Genomic DNA, 16,237 nt, shown 5'->3' with positions numbered 1-16,237 from the left:
CCCGGCTCGCTCCCCGCGCTCAGCCCCGGCCGACCGTGCACTCGATCTGGCCGTGGGGCTCGTCGGTCGGGGTGAAAACCTGACCGTCGGAGGAGCGGCCGAACGGCGAGAGGTCGATCGGCAGATAGTGCTTGTTCGGACAGGCCATGGAAATCTCGGCGATCTCCGGCACGGCGGCGAGCACCGCCTCGCCCATCAGGTACATCGTGTTCTGCACGCTCGGGCTGTAGGTCGTGGCGAAGACCTTGAGCACGGTGGCGAGCACCGCCGCGTTCGCCTCGGGGTAGGAGGCCGGCGCCTTCGCCCAGCGCCAGGAGGCGTCCATGGCGGTGGCGCACATGCGGTCGGCGGTCGGCTTCAGCGTGGTCGCCTCGTCGAACCAGTAGTTCTCCCAGCCGGAGTTGGTGGTCTTCATGAAGGTGAAGCCCTTGTTGCCGGACGTCATGCTCACGCCCTCGCGCGTGGCGGCGAGCTTCACGAAGGGATTGCCGTTGCCATCCAGCACGAAGCTGTGTTCGTGGGGAACGCCGTCGACCGCGATGCGCACCCACTTCGTCTCGGTCGCGGTCACGTCGACCTGCGTGACATGGGCATAACGGTCGAGGAAATAGGTCGCCAGCGCGGCGGCGAAGGGTTCGGTCTCGGCGCCGACATTGTCGCGGGCGACGATGTTGACGATATTCTTGATCGAGTCCGTCGCGATGACCGAGGAATTGTCGTCCGAGGTGTAGGAGGCGTCGAACGCGCCGGTCAGCAGAACGGTGACGTTGAGCTCGCGGGCCTCGTGACGCTCCGTGTCACGCTTCACGCGCATGATGCGGACACGGCCTTTTCCATAAGTACTGCGGATGAGGGGCATGAAAGACCTGCTGGTTTGATCGGCCGCGGGCACGTATCCACACTATCCCCCGGGACGTTCCCGGCGAAGTGAAGACCGATAATGCCTGATCCTTGGACCCCGCCTCGTTCCGGTCTGCGGCCGGTAATGGTTTCGTGACGGCGAGTATGATTGTACGGATCGCCGAGGTTCTTGAAATTTCCGAATGCAGAGCGATACGTTGCTAATTCGGCAGCAGGCCCTGCCGACCGGGATCACCGAATGACCAAGACAGGTCCGAAGCCTGATGCCACGTCTCTCACCAAGACCGCTGGCCAGAGCCGCCCCCGCGACCACGCGCTGTCTCCCGCCCTCCTGGCGCGCGTTTTCCATCAGCCCTCGCTGATCTACTTCAACGCCGTGGCCGAATGCCTTTCGGTACGCGAGGCAGGGCGCCGGCTGAACATCGCGTCGTCGGCGGTGACGCGACAGGTCGCCCAGTTGGAGGACGCGCTCGGCCTCGAGCTGTTCCAGCGCGACGGGCGGCGCCTCAAGCTCGCGCCGGCGGGCGAGATTCTCTACCGCCATTCCCGCCGGCTGATCCTGCCGATCGAGGCGGCGGTCTCCGAGCTCGACATGCTGCGCGGCCTGAAGACCGGCTCGGTCCGCGTCGCGACGGTGGAAAGCGTCGGCCTTGCCTTCCTGCCCCGGCTGCTGGCCGATTTCGGCCGGCGCTATCCGCGCCTGCACCTCGACGTCTCCGTCGGCCCCTCGACGGAGGTGATTGCGCGGCTGGCCGATGAGCGCGCCGATATCGGCTTCGGCTTCGTCGCCCGCCCGAATGAGCAGGTCGAGGTGGCGGTGCGGCGGGATGTGCGCATCGGCGTGGTGATGCGCCCCGACCATCCGCTGGCGAGCGTGCCCCGGCTGACGCTGGCGGCAGCCATCGCCCATCCGATGGCAGTGGCGAAGCCGGAAATCTCGATCCGCAACGTGATCGAGCCGTTCCTGCAGAAATCGGCGCTGGTGCTGCCGCCGCTGATCGAGGTCGATTCCATCCGCATGCTGGTGGAGCTCGCCCTGCTCGGCGGCTACGCGTCGGTGATGACGCCCATCGGCGTGCAGAACGAGATCCGCAGCGGTACGCTGCTGTTCCGGCCGCTGGAGGATGCGGGCCTGCCGACCAACCGCTTCGGGCTGATGGTGCGCGCCGGAGCGAGCCTGCATTTCGCGCCGGCGGTGTTCTACGAGCACGCCAAGCATCATTTCAGCGAGCTCGAACTGCCCGGCGCGATCGAGGCCTGAGGCCCCAAACGAAACCGGCCGCTCTGGGGAGCGGCCGGCATGCGGTGGCCCGGATGCAGGCTCAGCCCTTGATGAAGGCGAGAATGTCCGGGTTGATGACGTCGGCATGGGTGGTGAGCATGCCGTGCGGGAAGCCGGGATAGACCTTGAGCGTGGCGTCCGGCAGCAGCTCGGCCTGCAGCGCGCTGGCGTTTTTGTGGGGGACGATCTGGTCGTCATCGCCCTGAAGAACGAGGGTCGGGACGGTCATCGCCTTGAGGTCCTCGGTCTGGTCGGTCTCGGAGAAGGCCTTGATGCCCTCGTAATGCGCCTTGGCGCTGCCGATCATGCCCTGGCGCCACCAATTGTCGATCACGCCCTGCGAGACCTTGGCACCATCGCGGTTGAAGCCGTAGAACGGACCGGCGGCGACATCAATGTAGAACTGGGCGCGGTTGGCGGCGAGCGCGGCGCGGAAGCCGTCGAACACCTCAAGCGGCAGGCCGCCGGGATAGGCTTCGGTCTTCAGCATGATCGGCGGCACGGCGGCGACCAGTACCGCCTTGGCGACGCGGCCCTGCGGCAGGCCGAATTTGGCGACATAGCGCGCGACCTGGCCACCGCCGGTGGAGTGGCCGATATGCACGGCGTTCTTCAGGTCGAGATGCTCGACCACAGCCGAGACGTCGGCGGCGTAATGGTCCATGTCATGGCCATCGCTGACCTGCGCCGAACGGCCATGGCCGCGGCGGTCGCTGGCAACGACGCGGAAACCCTTGCCGAGGAAGTACAGCATCTGCGCGTCCCAGTCGTCGGAGGACAGCGGCCAGCCATGATGGAACACGATCGGCTGTGCGTCCTTCGGACCCCAGTCCTTGAAGAAGATGTCGACGCCGTCCTTGGTGGTGACGTAACCCATGGTCCTGTCCTTTCGGGTGTGGGGAAGGTCGTGTTTCAGGGAAGTCTGGTGGGCCGGCCCGAAGGCGTGGGACATCCCGCGCCTGCGGTGTGATAGGCGAGTTGTGCGTCACTTGTTGGACGCGGCATCTCAGGTGCCGAGCCGCAGCGCGAAGGGCAGCATGACGAGGCCGCCGCCGAGCATTCCGGCATCGAGAAGCAGGAAGGCGACGATCGCCCAGCGCCGGGGCGAGGGCAGGCTGGCGATCAGCGCCCCGCCGATCGACAGGAGCAGGAGGCCGGCGATCAGATTGACCACCGCAAGGGTAAGACTCATCGCCATGCTCCGGTTGCGCCGGTGATCGGTAGGGGAGGAAGCCGTTCCGCTCCCTGTCCGCCGGTACTCAGGAAATTACCGGCGGAACGGATTTTCTCAATTCAGCCAAGCGTTTCGGGTCTTATGCCTTGCGCATGGAAGGATCATACGCAGGTATGATCCGCGCCCCGTGCGCCGTCGGCTCTCCGTCGCCATAGGCTCCTTCGAGAAAGACGGTCTTGCCGCGGAACACCCAGTAGGCATGGGCCTGATAGGCAAGGACGATGGGCAGGATGACCGCCAGCCCGACGGCGATGAAGGCTAGCGTCTGCGGATCGGCGGCGCCGTCCCACACCGTCACCTGGCGCGGCACGACATAGGGCCAGAGGCTGACCACCAGTCCCACGAGGCCGAGCGCGAAGACCAGCAGGGCGAGGATGAAGGTGCGCGGTTCCGCGCCCTCCCAGATGCCGCGCGCGATGGCGACGAACAGGCCCAGCGTGACCAGCGGCACCGGCGCCAGCAGGAAGAGGTTCGGCAGGGCGAACCAGCGCGCGGCGACCTCCGGCACGGAGAGCGCGCTCCACGCGCTGACCAGCGCCATCATGACCGCCGTGAGGATGAGCGCGGCGCGGGCGATCTCACGGGCGAATATCTGCGTCGGTCCGTCGGTCTTCCAGATCAGCCATCCCGCTCCGATCAGCGCGTAGCCGCCGACGAGGCCGACGCCGCACAACAGGCCGAGCAGGCTGAAGAAGCTGAACGGCCCGCCGGCGAACATGCCGTTCTCCATCGGCACGCCGTTGATCAGCCCACCGAGGATCAGCCCCTGGCACAGCGTCGCCACGATGGAGCCGGCCGAGAAGGCGATGTCCCACAGGAAGCGGAAGCGCGTGGCCTGCAGCCGGAACTCGAAGGCGATGCCCCGGAAGATCAGCGCGAACAGCATGAACATGATCGGCAGGTAGAAGGCTGGCAGCAGCACGTAGTAGCCCGCCGGGAAGGCGGCGATGAGCAGCGTGCCGCCCATCACCAGCCAGGTCTCGTTCGCGTCCCAGACCGGCTCGATGGACGCCATCATCAGGTCACGGTCCGCCTCGCGCGGGGCGACGAGGAAGACGATGCCGACGCCGAGGTCGAGGCCGTCGGCGAGCACGTAGACGGTGACGCAAAAGGCCGCGAGCGCCGCGAAGACGAGCGGGACATGGGGGCCTTGCATGAGCTCGATCATGGTCAGGCTCCTGCCTGTTCGGGGTTGCCGATGGCCGGCGAGGGGCCGCCGAGCGATTGGGCGTTGGCACGGTCCATCCCGCGACGCTCGCGGATGGGCAGGGAGGTGTCGGCGGGACCCTTCAGCGCCACGCGGGCGGCGAACCACAGGAAGGTCAGCAGCAGCACGTTGTAGATGGCGAAGAAGATGAGAAGGCTGGTCGTCACCGCGCCGGCGCTGACCGGCGAGACCGCGTCCGCCGTGCGCAGGTGGCCGTAGATCACCCAGGGCTGGCGCCCCGCCTCCGTCACCGTCCAGCCCGCCAGCACTGCGACGAAGCCGAGCGGCGTTGCCGCCATGGCGAGGAACTGGAACCAGCGCGTCTCGTAGAGCCGGCCGCGCAGCCGCAGCACCAGCCCGGTGAGCGCCAGGCCGAGCAGCGCGAGGCCGACGCCGACCATGATGCGGAAGGCGAAGAACACCACGGGCACGTTCGGCTGGTCGGAGGGCGGAACCGCCTTCAGGCCCTCGACCTCGCCGTCCCAGCTATGGGTGAGGTAGAGGCTGGCGAGGTGGGGAATGTCGACGGCGTAGAGATTCTTCTGCGCCTGCATGTCGGGCCAGGCGATCACCGTCATCGCCGGGCCCTTCGTGGTGTCCCACAGGCCCTCCATGGCGGCGAGCTTGGTCGGCTGCTCCTTCAGCGTGTTGCGGCCGTGCAGGTCGCCGAGGAAGATCTGCGTCGGCGCCAGGACGAGCGCCAGCCACAGCCCCATCGAGAAGGCCGTGCGGGAGGCCGCCACGTGCTGGCGGCGCCACAGGTGGAAGGCCGACACGCCCGCCACGATGAAGCTGCCGGTCAGGAAGCTGGCGCACACCATGTGGGCAAGGCGATAGGGGAAGGAGGAGGTGAAGACCGCCTGCCACCAGTCGACCACGTGATAGATGCCGTTCGCATCCGCCACGGCGCCCGCCGGCGTCTGCATCCAGCTGTTGGCGGCGATGATCCAGGTGGCGCTGAACAGCGCGCCGCAGGACACCATCAGGCAGGCGAAGGCATGCGCGCCCCTGCTGACCCGCCCCTCGCCGAACAGCATGATGCCGATGAAGCCCGCCTCCAGGAAGAAGGCGGTGAGCGCCTCGTACATGAACATCGGACCGAGCACGTTGGCGACGGCGCGTGAATAGCCGGCCCAGTTGGTGCCGATCTCGTAGCTCAGCACGATGCCGGTGATGACGCCCATGCCGAAGCCGAGGGCGAAGATGCGCGTCCAGAAGCGCAGCAGGTCGTGGTAGACCGGCTTGCCGGTGCGCCACCACAGGACGCTGAGCAGGGTGCAGAACCAGGCGATGCCGATGGAGAAGGTCGGCCACAATATGTGAAAGCCGACGGTGAAGGCGAACTGCGCGCGGGCGAGGTCGACGGCGTCCATGGTCAGCGCGCTCCCTGCCCGACGGTCTTCACGAGACGAACCGGCACGCCCTTGTAGGAGGGAGTGAAGCTCATCGGGTCGTGCGCATAGAGCGGCACGAGCGGGTTCATCTCCGGGTAGTAGGCGGCGCAGCCGCCCTCCGGGAAGGCGTAGGGCACCACTTTGAAGCCCCGCACGGCGCGCTCCACCCCGTCGGTGGAGACAGTGACGATGTCCACGCGGTCGTCGGCCTTCAGCCCGCGCTTCGTCATCTCCTCCTCGTTGAGGAAGAGCACGTCGCGCTGGCCGTAGACGCCGCGGTAGCGGTCGGAGAGCGAATAGAGCGTGGTGTTGTACTGGTCGTGGCTGCGGATCGAGGTGAGCCACAGCGCGTCGGGATCGCGGATGGCAGGGTCCTCGCACAGGCCCTCGCAGACGAGGAAGTTGGCCTTGCCGGAGGGCGTCGCCCAGATCCGCTCGCGGGCCAGCGAGGTGAGGTGGAAACCGCCGGGATGCCGGATGCGGGCGTTGTAACCCTCGAAGATGGGGAACACCGCCTCGATGTCCTCGCGGATCAGCGCGTAGTCGCCGACCAGACGTTCCCACCCGATCTTCGAGCGGGCGCCGAGCGTCGCGCGGGCCATGCCGGCGATAATGGCCGGCTCGCTCCGCAGATGCTCGGAAGCCGGCGCGCGGACGCCGGTCGAGGCATGCACCATCGACATGGAGTCCTCGACCGTGATCGACTGGACGCCGGTCGCCTGCATGTCGACCTCGGTGCGACCGAGGCATGGCAGGATCACCGCCTCGCGGCCATGCACGAGGTGGCTGCGGTTGAGCTTGGTGGCGATGTGGACGGTGAGGTCGAGCCGGCGCATCGCCGCCTGCGTCGTCTCCCAGTCCGGGATCGCGGCGGCGATGTTGCCGCCGAGGCTGATGAAGACCCGCGCCTCGCCGCGCACCATCGCCTCGAGCGAGGTGACGACGTTGTGGCCGTGCTTGCGCGGCGGTTCAAAATCGAAGCGCGCCTTGATCGCGTCGAGCAGGGCGTCGCTCGGAATCTCGGTGATTCCGACCGTGCGGTCGCCCTGCACGTTGGAATGGCCGCGCACCGGGCACATGCCGGCGCCTTCCCGGCCGACATTGCCACGCAGCAGGGCGAGATTGGCGAGCTGCTGGACGTTGTGGGCGCCGTGGCGGTGCTGGGTGATGCCCATGCCGAAGACGAGGATGGCGCGCTCGGCCTTCGCATAGGCTTCGGCGGCTACCGCGATGTCGGTGCGCGACAGGCCGGACTTGTGCTCGACGTCCTCCCAGCGCGTGGCGTCGAGGTCGGCGACCAGCGCGTCGATGCCGGCGGTGTGGCCCTTGATGAAGTCCCAGTCGAGGATGGGGGCGCCTTCCTCGCGGCGTGTCTGCCGGTCGGCCTCGACGAGCCACTTCATCATGCCCTTGATGAGTGCGACGTCACCGCCGACCTTGACCTGGAACAGACGCGAGGAGATCGGCGTGGAGGTGAGCGTCGCCATCTCCACCGGGTTCTGCGGCGCCTGGAAACGCTCCAGCGCCCGCTCGCGCAGCGGATTGAACGACATGATGACGGCGCCCCGCCGCGAGGCGTTGCGCAGCTCGGTCATCATGCGCGGCGAGTTGGTGCCGGGGTTCTGGCCGAAGATGAAGATGGCGTCGGCCTTCTCGAAATCCTCCAGCAGCACGGTGCCCTTGCCGACGCCGAGGGACGGCGGCAGGCCGACGCTGGTCGCCTCGTGGCACATGTTGGAGCAGTCGGGGAAATTGTTGGTGCCGTATTCGCGGGCGAAGAGCTGGTAGAGGAACGCCGCCTCGTTCGACGCCCGGCCCGAGGTGTAGAAATCGGCCATGTTCGGGTCGGCCAGCGCGTTGAGGTGCCTTGCCACGAGCGCGAAGGCGTCGTTCCAGCTCACCGGCACATAGGTGTCGGAGGCCGCCTCGTAGCGCATGGGGTGGGTGAGGCGGCCGACCATTTCGAGGTCGTAGTCCGACCAGCCCTCCAGCTCCGTCACCGTATGCGCGGCGAGGAATTCCGGCGTGCAGCGCTTGGCCGTCGCCTCCCACGCGACCGCCTTGCCGCCGTTCTCGCAATATTCGAAGGGCGAGGTCTGCTTGGGGTCGGGCCATGCGCAGCCGGGGCAGTCGAAGCCGCCCGGCTGGTTCATGTGGGCGAGGAGCGCCATGCCGGAGACGGGGATGTCCTGCCTGGCGAGGGCGGTACCCATCGCCTTGAGGGCCCCCCAGCCCCCCGCCGGCTCGTGATAGGGACGTATGGTCTTGACGATGCCCATGGCGGTCTCCCGTTGGCTTTCGGCTGTCGTGGATCGGCGAAAGGTCGGCGCCGGGCTCAGCGCGGCTGGATGCCGACCTGGCCCTTCGGGAACCGCGCGATGACCGCGGGGTCGATGTTGAGATGCTGGGCGACAAGCTCCGGCGGGGCGTGGGTCAGCCAGTCGGAGAGGTCGACCTCCTGATATTCGGGCGCCCGGAAGACCGCGAGGACCTGGACGTCCTCGTCGCCGGTGTTCTCGATGAAGTGGCCCTGGCTCTTCGGCACGACGCCGAGGTCGCCCGCCTGGAAGTCGATGGTCTGCGCGCGCGGTCCGGTGTTGAACACCGTCATGCGGCCCTTGCCCTTGATCCAGTACTGCCACTCGTCGGCGTTGGGGTGCCAGTGCATGCGGCGCAGCGCGCCCGGCCGGATGGTCTCGATGGCGGCGGCGATGGTCTTGGAGGCCTTGAAGGTGCGGCTGTCGGCGAGATGAACCTCGCCCGCCTCGTTCTGCTTCACCGGCGTGGTCGCGGTGAGCGAGAAGGTGAAGGGCTCGGCCGGAGCGCCGCCCGAGGCGACGGCCGCCTGATCGATGGAAAGCGGGGGCGGCTCCTGACCCTGGAAGATCCAGAGGTCGTGCAGCGGGATGTTCCTGAACGTCTCGGCCGGCACGCCGAAATTCTGCGCCAGCACGTTCGGCGGGGTGTGGGCGATCCAGTCGGTCAGCAGCAGCGTGTTGTATTCGGACTGGAAGGCGTCATCGAAGACGATGAGGAATTCACAGCCATCCGGTCCGAGGCCCTGTAGCGAATGGGGGTAGCCGGCGGGGAAGAACCACAGGTCGCCCGGCCCGACGTCACGCACATAGGGATGCCCCTCCTTGTCGAGGACGGTGATCCGGCAGCGGCCGTTGGTCATCAGCGCCCATTCGCCGGCGAGATGCCAGTGCATCTCGCGGACGCCACCCGGGCCGAGGCGCATATTGACGCCCGAGACTTCCTTGGCGGCCGGGAATTCGGTGGCGGTGATCTGCCGCGCCCAGCCGCCGGCCTGCACGCGCTTGGGCATGATGTTGAAGGACGACCACATCATCGGCATGTTGCCGACATCGGTGGGAGGCGGGTTCTGGAAGGCCGGAATCTGCGCTTCCAGCGCGGGGTTCTGCGGGCCCGGATTGGAGAGGGCGCCGGGGGTGGAATTGATCGCGCCTTCCGCCGGCTCGTCCGGATTGCCGAAGGTCGCAGCACTGGCCGCGCCGCTGGCGACGGCGGCACCGCCGATCGCGCTCAGCGCGAGCACGGTCCGTCGGGACAGATCTTCCATTTTCGCTCTCCTCGATTGGCGTCGAGGCCGTCGCTCGGCGGCGGCCGTGTGCGCCTAAATTCGGAGGAGGGGAGGGCAAAGTCTTCCGTACCCGCATGGCGGCGAAGGCCGGTTTCGCGGGCGGTTCGGAAAGCATCTCGATAATGGGTGGTGGGCCCCAGACCTTGGTATGATCCGGCTGTCTGCCTGGAATAATGGCGCGCCGGCGAAACGGGCGCCTTCGCTTCCGGAAGGGAGTGGCGGAAGAGAGTGGGAGTCGAACCCACCAAGGACCGGCTCGCGGCCCCTACCGGATTTGAAGTCCGGCCCCATCACCGGATGGGACGCTCTTCCAAAATGCGCTGCCGCGCGGATCGGCCCTGTCAGCGGGCCTGTTCCGTGCGGCCGGAAAGGTCTCCGGGCACCGACACATTGTCGTCGATCGCGCCGAACAGGTCCAGCCGGTGCGGGTTCACCCGGCGCAGGTCTCCCCGGCGCAGCGTGACGCCGTGGCGGTCGAAGAATTCGAGGATCTGGATCGCCACCTTGCGGCCGACCGTGTGCTCGCCGCTTCCCGATCCGTCGCGCTCCACACGGTCGCGAAAAGCGCTGGCGACGAATTGCCGGTCTGGCGCGGCCTGTGAGAGTTGGCGCATCATGGCGACCATGCTGCCCACGGTGCTGCGCAGGAAGAAATGGTCGTGCGCCACCTCGTCGACCTTCCCCATGCGGGCGAGCAGTTTCATCAGCCGGCGGATGTCAGGCTCCGCTTCCCCGGTCATGCCGGCGAGATCGCGGACGCGCGGCGGGCGGAAGCGTTCGGCGCCGTCGAGCTTCGGCTCGATCAGCTCCCAGAGCAGTTCGTCGCGGCGGGTGAGGCGCACCTCGTGGCCGGAGAGCCGGACCCAGGCGCCGTCGAGCATCAGCGTGCCGCCGCCGGCGATGCGCCGCAGGGCTTCCGTGAAGACGGGCTTGGGTAGGCGGGGGATGAGGGCGAGGCGCAGCTTTTCTGTCCCCATGCCCGGCAGGTCGGGATTGGCGTCGTGGAAGCGGGCGAGTTCGGCAGTCAGCGCATCGCAATAGAGTGCCCAGCGTTCGGCGGACAGGGTGATGAGCGTGCCGGCCGCTGCGAAGGTGACGAGCCCGAGTCTTTCCGCGAGGCCGGCACCGGCCTCGCTGCCGAGCGCCCGGTCGCGGGCGAAGGCGGCGAGGTCGAGATGCCAGGGCTCGACGGCGAGCAGCCTCGCCAGCGCCGCCTCGGGCTCCGTTTCGCCGAGGGCGGCGAGCTGGGCGAGGCGTTCGGGTGTTCGGCGCTTGCGGGCGGGCGCGCGCAGATCGATGAGCCGTCCGCCGCCGACGGTGCGCTGGGCAGAGGTGTCGCGGATCACGTAGCGATCTCCGGCCGCCGCCGCGATCGGCTGCTCCAGCACGATCTGCACCAGCCCGCCGCCGCCGGGCGGGAGCGTGTCGGCCGACAGCGGCACGAGGCGCGCACCCACTTCCACCGAACCGTGATGGAAGCGCACCGGGAACCATTGGCCGAGCGGCTTCGGCTCGCCCGCCAGAACCGTCAGCGTGGCGTCGATGCGCTCGGTTGGCGCGTGCAGCGAGGGGGCGAGCACCATGTCGCCGCGGGCGATGGCGTCCGCCGTCACGTCGTCGCCGGCGAGATTGAGCGCGCAGCGGTCGCCGGCACGACCTTCCTCGGCCTTGCGGTTCTGCGCGTGGATGGAGCGGACGCGCGCGGAAAGGCCGGCAGGGCTGACCGTCACCGCGTCGCCGACCGCCACGCGGCCGGAGAGCACCGTGCCGGTGACCACCGTGCCGGCGCCGGCGAGGCTGAAGGAGCGGTCGACGGCAAGGCGGAAGCGCCCATCGGTTGCGCGGGCAGCGAAGGCGCGGGCGGCCTTGATCAGTTGCACGCGCAGGTCGTCGATGCCCTCGCCGGTCAGCGCGGAAACGGGGACGACCGGGGCGCCGTCGAGCCCGGTGCCGTCCAGCAGCGCGGCGATCTCGGCCTCGACCTCGGCCCGCCGCGCCGCGTCCGCGAGATCCGCCTTGGTGAGGGCGACGACGCCGCGGGAGATGCCGAGCAGGTCGAGCAAGGCGAGGTGCTCGCGGGTCTGCGGCATCACCCCGTCATCGGCGGCGACGATCAGCAGCGCGAAGTCGATGCCGCTGGCGCCGGCCAGCATGGTGTGGATGAACTTCTCGTGGCCGGGCACGTCGATGAAGCCGAGCGTGCCGGCCTCGGTGGGAAGGTAGGCGAAGCCGAGATCGATGGAGATGCCGCGGGCCTTCTCCTCCTTCAGCCGGTCGGTATCGACCCCGGTCAGCGCGCCGACGAGGGCGGTCTTGCCGTGGTCGATATGGCCGGCCGTGCCGATGATCATGCCGGCACCCGGATGTGGCCGAGGCTGTCAAGGAAGCCCGCCTCGTCTTCCAGACAGCGCAGGTCGAGCAGCAGCGCACCCTCGGCGATGCGGCCGATGATCGCGACGGGCAGCTCGCGCAGCGCGCCGGCGAGGGCGTTGAGCCGTCCGCCGGAAGCATCCCCGGCCGGGCGAATGGCGAGCGCCGCGCTCGGCAGGGTCTCCAGCGGCAGGGCGCCGGAGCCGATCTGGCTGGCGCAGTCCACCACCTCGATGTCGAAGCCGTCGCCGAGCCGCGTCGCCACCGGATCGGCCAGTGCCCGCGCGCGCGAGGCGAGATCGGCGCGGGTGCGTGCGAGCAGCCGCAGCGTCGGCAGGCGGGCGGCGAGCCGCTCCGGATCCCGATAGAGCTTCAGCGTCGCTTCCAAAGCCGCGAGGCGGATCTTGTCGACCCGCAGGGCGCGCTTCATCGGGTTCCTGTTGATCTTCTCGATCAGCGCGGCGCGGCCGACGATGAAGCCGGTCTGCGGCCCGCCGAGCAGCTTGTCGCCGGAGAAGGTGACGATGTCGGCCCCCTCCGCCACTGTCTCGCGCACGGTCGGCTCGTGGGCCAAAGCTGATTGGGCGCCGCCGATGCGGGCGAGGTCGAACAGCGTCCCCGAGCCGAGGTCGTTCACCAGCGGCACGCCGCGCGCATGGGCGATGGTTGCCAGCTCGCGCGCGGGCACCTCGCGGGTGAAGCCCTCGATGCGGTAATTCGAGGTGTGCACCTTGAGCACCAGCCCGGTCGCCTCGCTGAGGACGCCGGCATAGTCCTTCGGGTGGGTGCGGTTGGTGGTGCCGACCTCGATCAACGTCACGCCGGCGCGGGCCATGATGTCCGGCATGCGGAAGGCGCCGCCGATCTCGATCAGTTCGCCGCGCGAGACCACCGCCTCCCGCCCGGCTCCCAGCGTATTGAGGGTGAGCAGCACGGCGGCGGCGTTGTTGTTGACGACGGTCGCATCCTCTGCCCCGGTCAGCTCGACCAGCAAGTCGCGCACATGGTCGTCGCGCTCGCCGCGCGTGCCGGTGGCGAGGTCGAATTCCAGCGCGACGGTAGAGCGCATCGCCGCGACCGCCGCTTCCACCGCTTCCTCGGCCAGCAGGGCTCGGCCGAGATTGGTGTGCAGCACGGTGCCGGTGAGGTTGAAGACGGGCCGGAGGCTGGGAAGGGCCTCGCGGGCGAGCGCATCCCCGGCCGCCAGCGCCACGTGATCGGGCGAGGGCAGGGCGGCGAGTTGGCCCGCCAGCACGCAGGCGCGCACTTCCTCCAGCGCCGCGCGAACGGCCAGCGTGGCGCGCGAACGGCCGAAGCGCTCGGCCGCCAGCAGCCCGGCCGGCGTCTTCAGCACCAGATCGACCGAGGGCAGGTCACGGAGGGAGGGGCGGTTTTCGGAAAGGCGGGATTCCGCGTCCATGGCCGCCTCAATAGCCGAGCAGGAAGGGATTGAAGGCGGCGCGGCGATAGGGGCCCTCGCGCATCATCATGTCGAGCGCCAGCGTGCCGATGTCGTCCGCCACCGGCTCGATGGTGACGTCCTTGTTCTGGTACATCACCTTCACATAGGTGCGGCACTCGTCGCAGGTCTCGGCCTTGATCGTGCCGGGGCTGCCTTCGATCTCCTGATAGCCGATGCCCTTGGTGGTGCCGCAGGAGCAGCAGCGGATACGGACATAGTTCCACAGGGTGGAGCACAGCGAGCAGGCGCAGAAGCGGTTGCCGTGGGCGTTCGGCCATTCGACGATCAGCGAGGCGACCGGCGGACCGCCGCAGGCGGGGCAGGCGCCGTCGCCGACGGGAACCAGCTTCTTGGCGTCGAGCCGGGAGGCGAGGCGGGCGAAATGCACCTGTAGCGCGGCCGCGACAAAGACATGTTCGGCCAGCGTCTCGACCGGCATGTCGTGGGAGAGCACATCCTGCACCATCCGGGCGCGCTCGGCGCCATCGACCTGCCGCACGCGGGCGAGGGCTTCGCCCGCTTCACGGGTCATGCCGACGTGCCGGGCGGCGTCGAACAGCGCGTCGAGCGTCGTCTCCAGCGTGTCGTCGAGCGTCGTCCTGACGCGGTCGAGCGGTGGCATCTGGAAGGCGCGGGCACGCTCCAGCGCCTCCTCGTCCGGCATCTCCACCGGCGGCAGCGTGGGCACGATGGCCTGCTGAGCGTCGACGATGCCGGCGACGAAATCGAGATAGGGCTTGAGCGGGCTCACTGCCGCGTAGGTCCGCAGGCGCCGCGCCCGCACGCCGAACAGCGTCGAGGGATCGGGGGTGACCGCGAAAGGCGGGGTCGAGACGTTTCCGATCGCCGTCGGATCGGGCTGCAGATCAGCGGACATCAGTTTCCTCACGAACCGCACGGGCCACGTGAACGTCGAGCAGATTGGACGTCTTGATAAGGTGGACGTCGAAGCAGGACGGACGTCAAGTCAACTCACGCTGACGCGACCGGCGGGTTGCCGACAAGGCGGGTGCATAAACGAAAGCGCCACCCCGGAACGGCCGGGCCGTCCGGGATGGCTGCGATGGAAGAACAGAGTCTCGCTCCGCGAGCCGGGAGCGAGGTTTCATTCGGCCGGAGCGTGCGGCCCGCGCGGGTTGCCCTTGCCGACCAGCTCGCGCAGCCATTTGCGGTGGTGCCGCCAGGCCCAGCCGCCCGTCACCTGGCCGCGCGTCATCGCGCCGATGGTGCCCTTCACCCAGATCGCCGCGTAGACGTGGATGATCCACACGCAGATGATGCACACCGCCGCCACCGCATGGACGAGGATGGCGATACGCTTCTGCTCGATGGTGGTGAGGTTGTAGAAGTACTGGTCCCACATCACCACGCCGCTGGCGATCAGCACGATGATGAGGCCCGACATCGACCAGAAGACGAATTTCTGGCCGGCATTGTACTTGCCCACCTCCGGCATCTTCTCCTCGCGCCCCGCCAGCAGGTCGGCCGAGTGCGCTACCCAGTCGACATCCTCCCGCGCCGGCAGGTTGGCCCTGAAGAAGCGCACGAACAGGATCAGGAAGGAGAAGAACAGGACGACGCCGATCCACGGATGGATGGCGCGCGTCCACTGTCCGCCGCCGAACAGGCCGGTGAGGAAGAACAGCCGTGGCGTGAACAGCGCCATGCCGGACAGCGCCAGCAGCACGAGGCTGGTGGCGGTGATCCAGTGGTTGATGCGCGCGCCGAGCGTGTAGCGGTCCACCGTCACCGGATGGCCGGGATGTACCGCATCGCCGGCCTCGACATCATCCGGCGTCTCGGGCTTCTGGTCGTAGGCCGTCATGGCGTACTCCCGTGTTGCGTATGGCCCTGCGTCGGCTCGGGCGGCGGGGGCGCCTTGCCCTCGGTGAGCCTCTCGGCGTTCTCCTCGTCCTCCTCCGAGACCTTGTTCGGTCCGGCGACGACATAATGCAGGAAGCCCGCCGCCGCGGCGAAGCCCATCACCGCCAGGCCGACATATTTCGTCACGCCCTTCCATGCATCGACGATCGGCGAGATGCGCGGATTGTCGGGCAGGCCGGCATAGATGGACGGCGTGTCGGCGTGGTGCAGCACGTACATGACGTGGGTGCCGCCCACTCCCTGCGGATCATAGAGGCCGGCGTTCTCGAAGCCGCGCGACTTCAGGTCCTTGATGCGGAAGTCGGCCCACTCCTTCATCTCGTCCTTGGTGCCGAAGACGATGGCCTGGGTCGGGCACGCCTTCTGGCAGGCCGGGCCCTGGCCCACCGCCACGCGGTCCGAGCACAGCGTGCACTTGTAGGCCGTGTGATCGACCTTCGAGATGCGCGGGATGTTGAAGGGGCAGCCCTTGATGCAGTAGCCGCAGCCGATGCAGTTCTCGTGCTGGAAATCGACGATGCCGTTCGAGTACTGCACGATGGCGCCGGGCGCCGGGCAGGCCTTGAGGCAGCCCGGATCCTCGCAGTGCATGCAGCCGTCCTTGCGGATGAGCCATTCGAGATTGTCGGTCTCGGGGTTCACCCACTCGGTGAAGCGCATCAGCGTGAAGGTGTCCGGCGTCAGGTCCATGGGGTTGGTGTAGACCCCGTGGTTGAAGCCGATCTCCTCGTGGAGGTTGTTCCATTCGAGGCACGCCGCCTGGCAGGCCTTGCAGCCGATGCACTTGGTGACGTCGATCAGCTTCGCGACCTCGGTGAGCCGCTCGGCTGGCGGCGTCACCTCGGAGGCGGAACGCCGCATGATGTCCTTCTCGCCGAAACGTTGGACGGCGGCGTCGGGGGAGACGGACGGGTTCGGAATCGGTGGAAACATCGTGCC

General features: G+C 68.3%; 13 protein-coding genes and 1 tRNA gene. 1 reads left to right on the top strand and 13 read right to left on the bottom strand.

Annotation, left to right across the window (positions count from 1 at the left end; all coding sequences use genetic code 11):
- Positions 1-19: 19 nt before the first annotated feature.
- On the bottom strand, positions 20-859 hold the full coding sequence (pucL, locus tag FO470_RS01060; protein ID WP_144341080.1) for a factor-independent urate hydroxylase: 840 nt from the start codon (positions 857-859) through the stop codon (positions 20-22).
- 240 nt (positions 860-1,099) lie between these two features.
- Here pucL and FO470_RS01055 point away from each other — a divergent pair, with 240 nt between their 5' ends.
- Entirely contained in the window at positions 1,100-2,122 is a 1,023-nt protein-coding gene (locus FO470_RS01055; protein WP_144341079.1) for a LysR family transcriptional regulator, read from the top strand.
- Positions 2,123-2,183: 61 nt separating this feature from the next.
- Here FO470_RS01055 and FO470_RS01050 read toward each other — a convergent pair whose 3' ends face one another.
- The 12 genes from FO470_RS01050 to fdxH all read right to left on the bottom strand — a co-directional run bounded on the left by FO470_RS01050 (position 2,184) and on the right by fdxH (position 16,231).
- Positions 2,184-3,020, bottom strand: a complete 837-nt coding sequence (locus FO470_RS01050; RefSeq protein WP_144341078.1) for an alpha/beta fold hydrolase — start codon at positions 3,018-3,020, stop codon at positions 2,184-2,186.
- Positions 3,021-3,149: 129 nt separating this feature from the next.
- On the bottom strand, positions 3,150-3,335 hold the full coding sequence (locus FO470_RS01045) for a hypothetical protein (protein ID WP_144341077.1): 186 nt from the start codon (positions 3,333-3,335) through the stop codon (positions 3,150-3,152).
- 121 nt (positions 3,336-3,456) lie between these two features.
- A complete protein-coding gene (gene cydB / locus FO470_RS01040) occupies positions 3,457-4,545 on the bottom strand; it encodes a cytochrome d ubiquinol oxidase subunit II (protein ID WP_144341076.1) in 1,089 nt (362 codons plus the stop codon).
- Positions 4,546-4,547: 2 nt separating this feature from the next.
- Positions 4,548-5,957: a cytochrome ubiquinol oxidase subunit I gene (locus FO470_RS01035; RefSeq protein ID WP_144341075.1), complete on the bottom strand. Its 1,410-nt coding sequence runs from the start codon at positions 5,955-5,957 to the stop codon at positions 4,548-4,550.
- A 2-nt stretch (positions 5,958-5,959) separates the two neighbouring features.
- Positions 5,960-8,257 (bottom strand): FdhF/YdeP family oxidoreductase, encoded by a 2,298-nt coding sequence (locus FO470_RS01030; protein WP_144341074.1) that lies wholly within the window; start codon positions 8,255-8,257, stop codon positions 5,960-5,962.
- Positions 8,258-8,313: 56 nt separating this feature from the next.
- The gene (locus tag FO470_RS01025) at positions 8,314-9,561 is read right to left on the bottom strand and encodes a cupin domain-containing protein (RefSeq protein WP_144341073.1); all 1,248 of its coding nucleotides are present in this window, start codon (positions 9,559-9,561) and stop codon (positions 8,314-8,316) included.
- 237 nt (positions 9,562-9,798) lie between these two features.
- Positions 9,799-9,894 (bottom strand) — tRNA-Sec (locus tag FO470_RS01020).
- 29 nt (positions 9,895-9,923) lie between these two features.
- Positions 9,924-11,933: a selenocysteine-specific translation elongation factor gene (gene selB, locus FO470_RS01015; RefSeq protein ID WP_144341072.1), complete on the bottom strand. Its 2,010-nt coding sequence runs from the start codon at positions 11,931-11,933 to the stop codon at positions 9,924-9,926.
- A complete protein-coding gene (gene selA / locus FO470_RS01010; protein ID WP_144341071.1) occupies positions 11,930-13,372 on the bottom strand; it encodes an L-seryl-tRNA(Sec) selenium transferase in 1,443 nt (480 codons plus the stop codon). The genes selB and selA overlap by 4 nt, the downstream gene beginning before the upstream one ends.
- A 7-nt stretch (positions 13,373-13,379) precedes the next feature.
- Positions 13,380-14,291, bottom strand: a complete 912-nt coding sequence (gene fdhE, locus FO470_RS01005) for a formate dehydrogenase accessory protein FdhE (RefSeq protein WP_186291792.1) — start codon at positions 14,289-14,291, stop codon at positions 13,380-13,382.
- 228 nt (positions 14,292-14,519) lie between these two features.
- Positions 14,520-15,239 carry a formate dehydrogenase subunit gamma gene (locus FO470_RS01000; RefSeq protein ID WP_186291791.1) on the bottom strand — a complete coding sequence of 240 codons (720 nt, stop codon included), beginning with the start codon at positions 15,237-15,239 and terminating at the stop codon, positions 14,520-14,522.
- Positions 15,236-16,231, bottom strand: coding sequence for a formate dehydrogenase subunit beta (gene fdxH, locus FO470_RS00995; RefSeq protein ID WP_144341070.1), 996 nt, complete (start codon positions 16,229-16,231; stop codon positions 15,236-15,238). Before fdxH ends, FO470_RS01000 begins: the two co-directional genes overlap by 4 nt.
- Positions 16,232-16,237 lie beyond the last annotated feature (6 nt).

The sequence above is a fragment of the Ancylobacter moscoviensis genome, assembly GCF_007559435.1.
Classification (GTDB): Bacteria; Pseudomonadota; Alphaproteobacteria; order Rhizobiales; family Xanthobacteraceae; genus Ancylobacter; species Ancylobacter moscoviensis.
Note: the sequence above shows the minus strand (reverse complement) of the source record. Positions and strands in the feature narration are given on the sequence as shown.

What these genes read in the sequence shown, in the direction of transcription:
- pucL (WP_144341080.1), bottom strand. Translation starts at nt 859, where the DNA reads ATGCCCCTCATCCGCAGTACTTATGGAAAAGGCCGTGTCCGCATCATG.
- FO470_RS01055 (WP_144341079.1), top strand. Translation starts at nt 1,100, where the DNA reads ATGACCAAGACAGGTCCGAAGCCTGATGCCACGTCTCTCACCAAGACC.
- FO470_RS01050 (WP_144341078.1), bottom strand. Translation starts at nt 3,020, where the DNA reads ATGGGTTACGTCACCACCAAGGACGGCGTCGACATCTTCTTCAAGGAC.
- FO470_RS01045 (WP_144341077.1), bottom strand. Translation starts at nt 3,335, where the DNA reads ATGAGTCTTACCCTTGCGGTGGTCAATCTGATCGCCGGCCTCCTGCTC.
- cydB (WP_144341076.1), bottom strand. Translation starts at nt 4,545, where the DNA reads ATGATCGAGCTCATGCAAGGCCCCCATGTCCCGCTCGTCTTCGCGGCG.
- FO470_RS01035 (WP_144341075.1), bottom strand. Translation starts at nt 5,957, where the DNA reads ATGGACGCCGTCGACCTCGCCCGCGCGCAGTTCGCCTTCACCGTCGGC.
- FO470_RS01030 (WP_144341074.1), bottom strand. Translation starts at nt 8,257, where the DNA reads ATGGGCATCGTCAAGACCATACGTCCCTATCACGAGCCGGCGGGGGGC.
- FO470_RS01025 (WP_144341073.1), bottom strand. Translation starts at nt 9,561, where the DNA reads ATGGAAGATCTGTCCCGACGGACCGTGCTCGCGCTGAGCGCGATCGGC.
- selB (WP_144341072.1), bottom strand. Translation starts at nt 11,933, where the DNA reads ATGATCATCGGCACGGCCGGCCATATCGACCACGGCAAGACCGCCCTC.
- selA (WP_144341071.1), bottom strand. Translation starts at nt 13,372, where the DNA reads ATGGACGCGGAATCCCGCCTTTCCGAAAACCGCCCCTCCCTCCGTGAC.
- fdhE (WP_186291792.1), bottom strand. Translation starts at nt 14,291, where the DNA reads ATGTCCGCTGATCTGCAGCCCGATCCGACGGCGATCGGAAACGTCTCG.
- FO470_RS01000 (WP_186291791.1), bottom strand. Translation starts at nt 15,239, where the DNA reads ATGACGGCCTACGACCAGAAGCCCGAGACGCCGGATGATGTCGAGGCC.
- fdxH (WP_144341070.1), bottom strand. Translation starts at nt 16,231, where the DNA reads ATGTTTCCACCGATTCCGAACCCGTCCGTCTCCCCCGACGCCGCCGTC.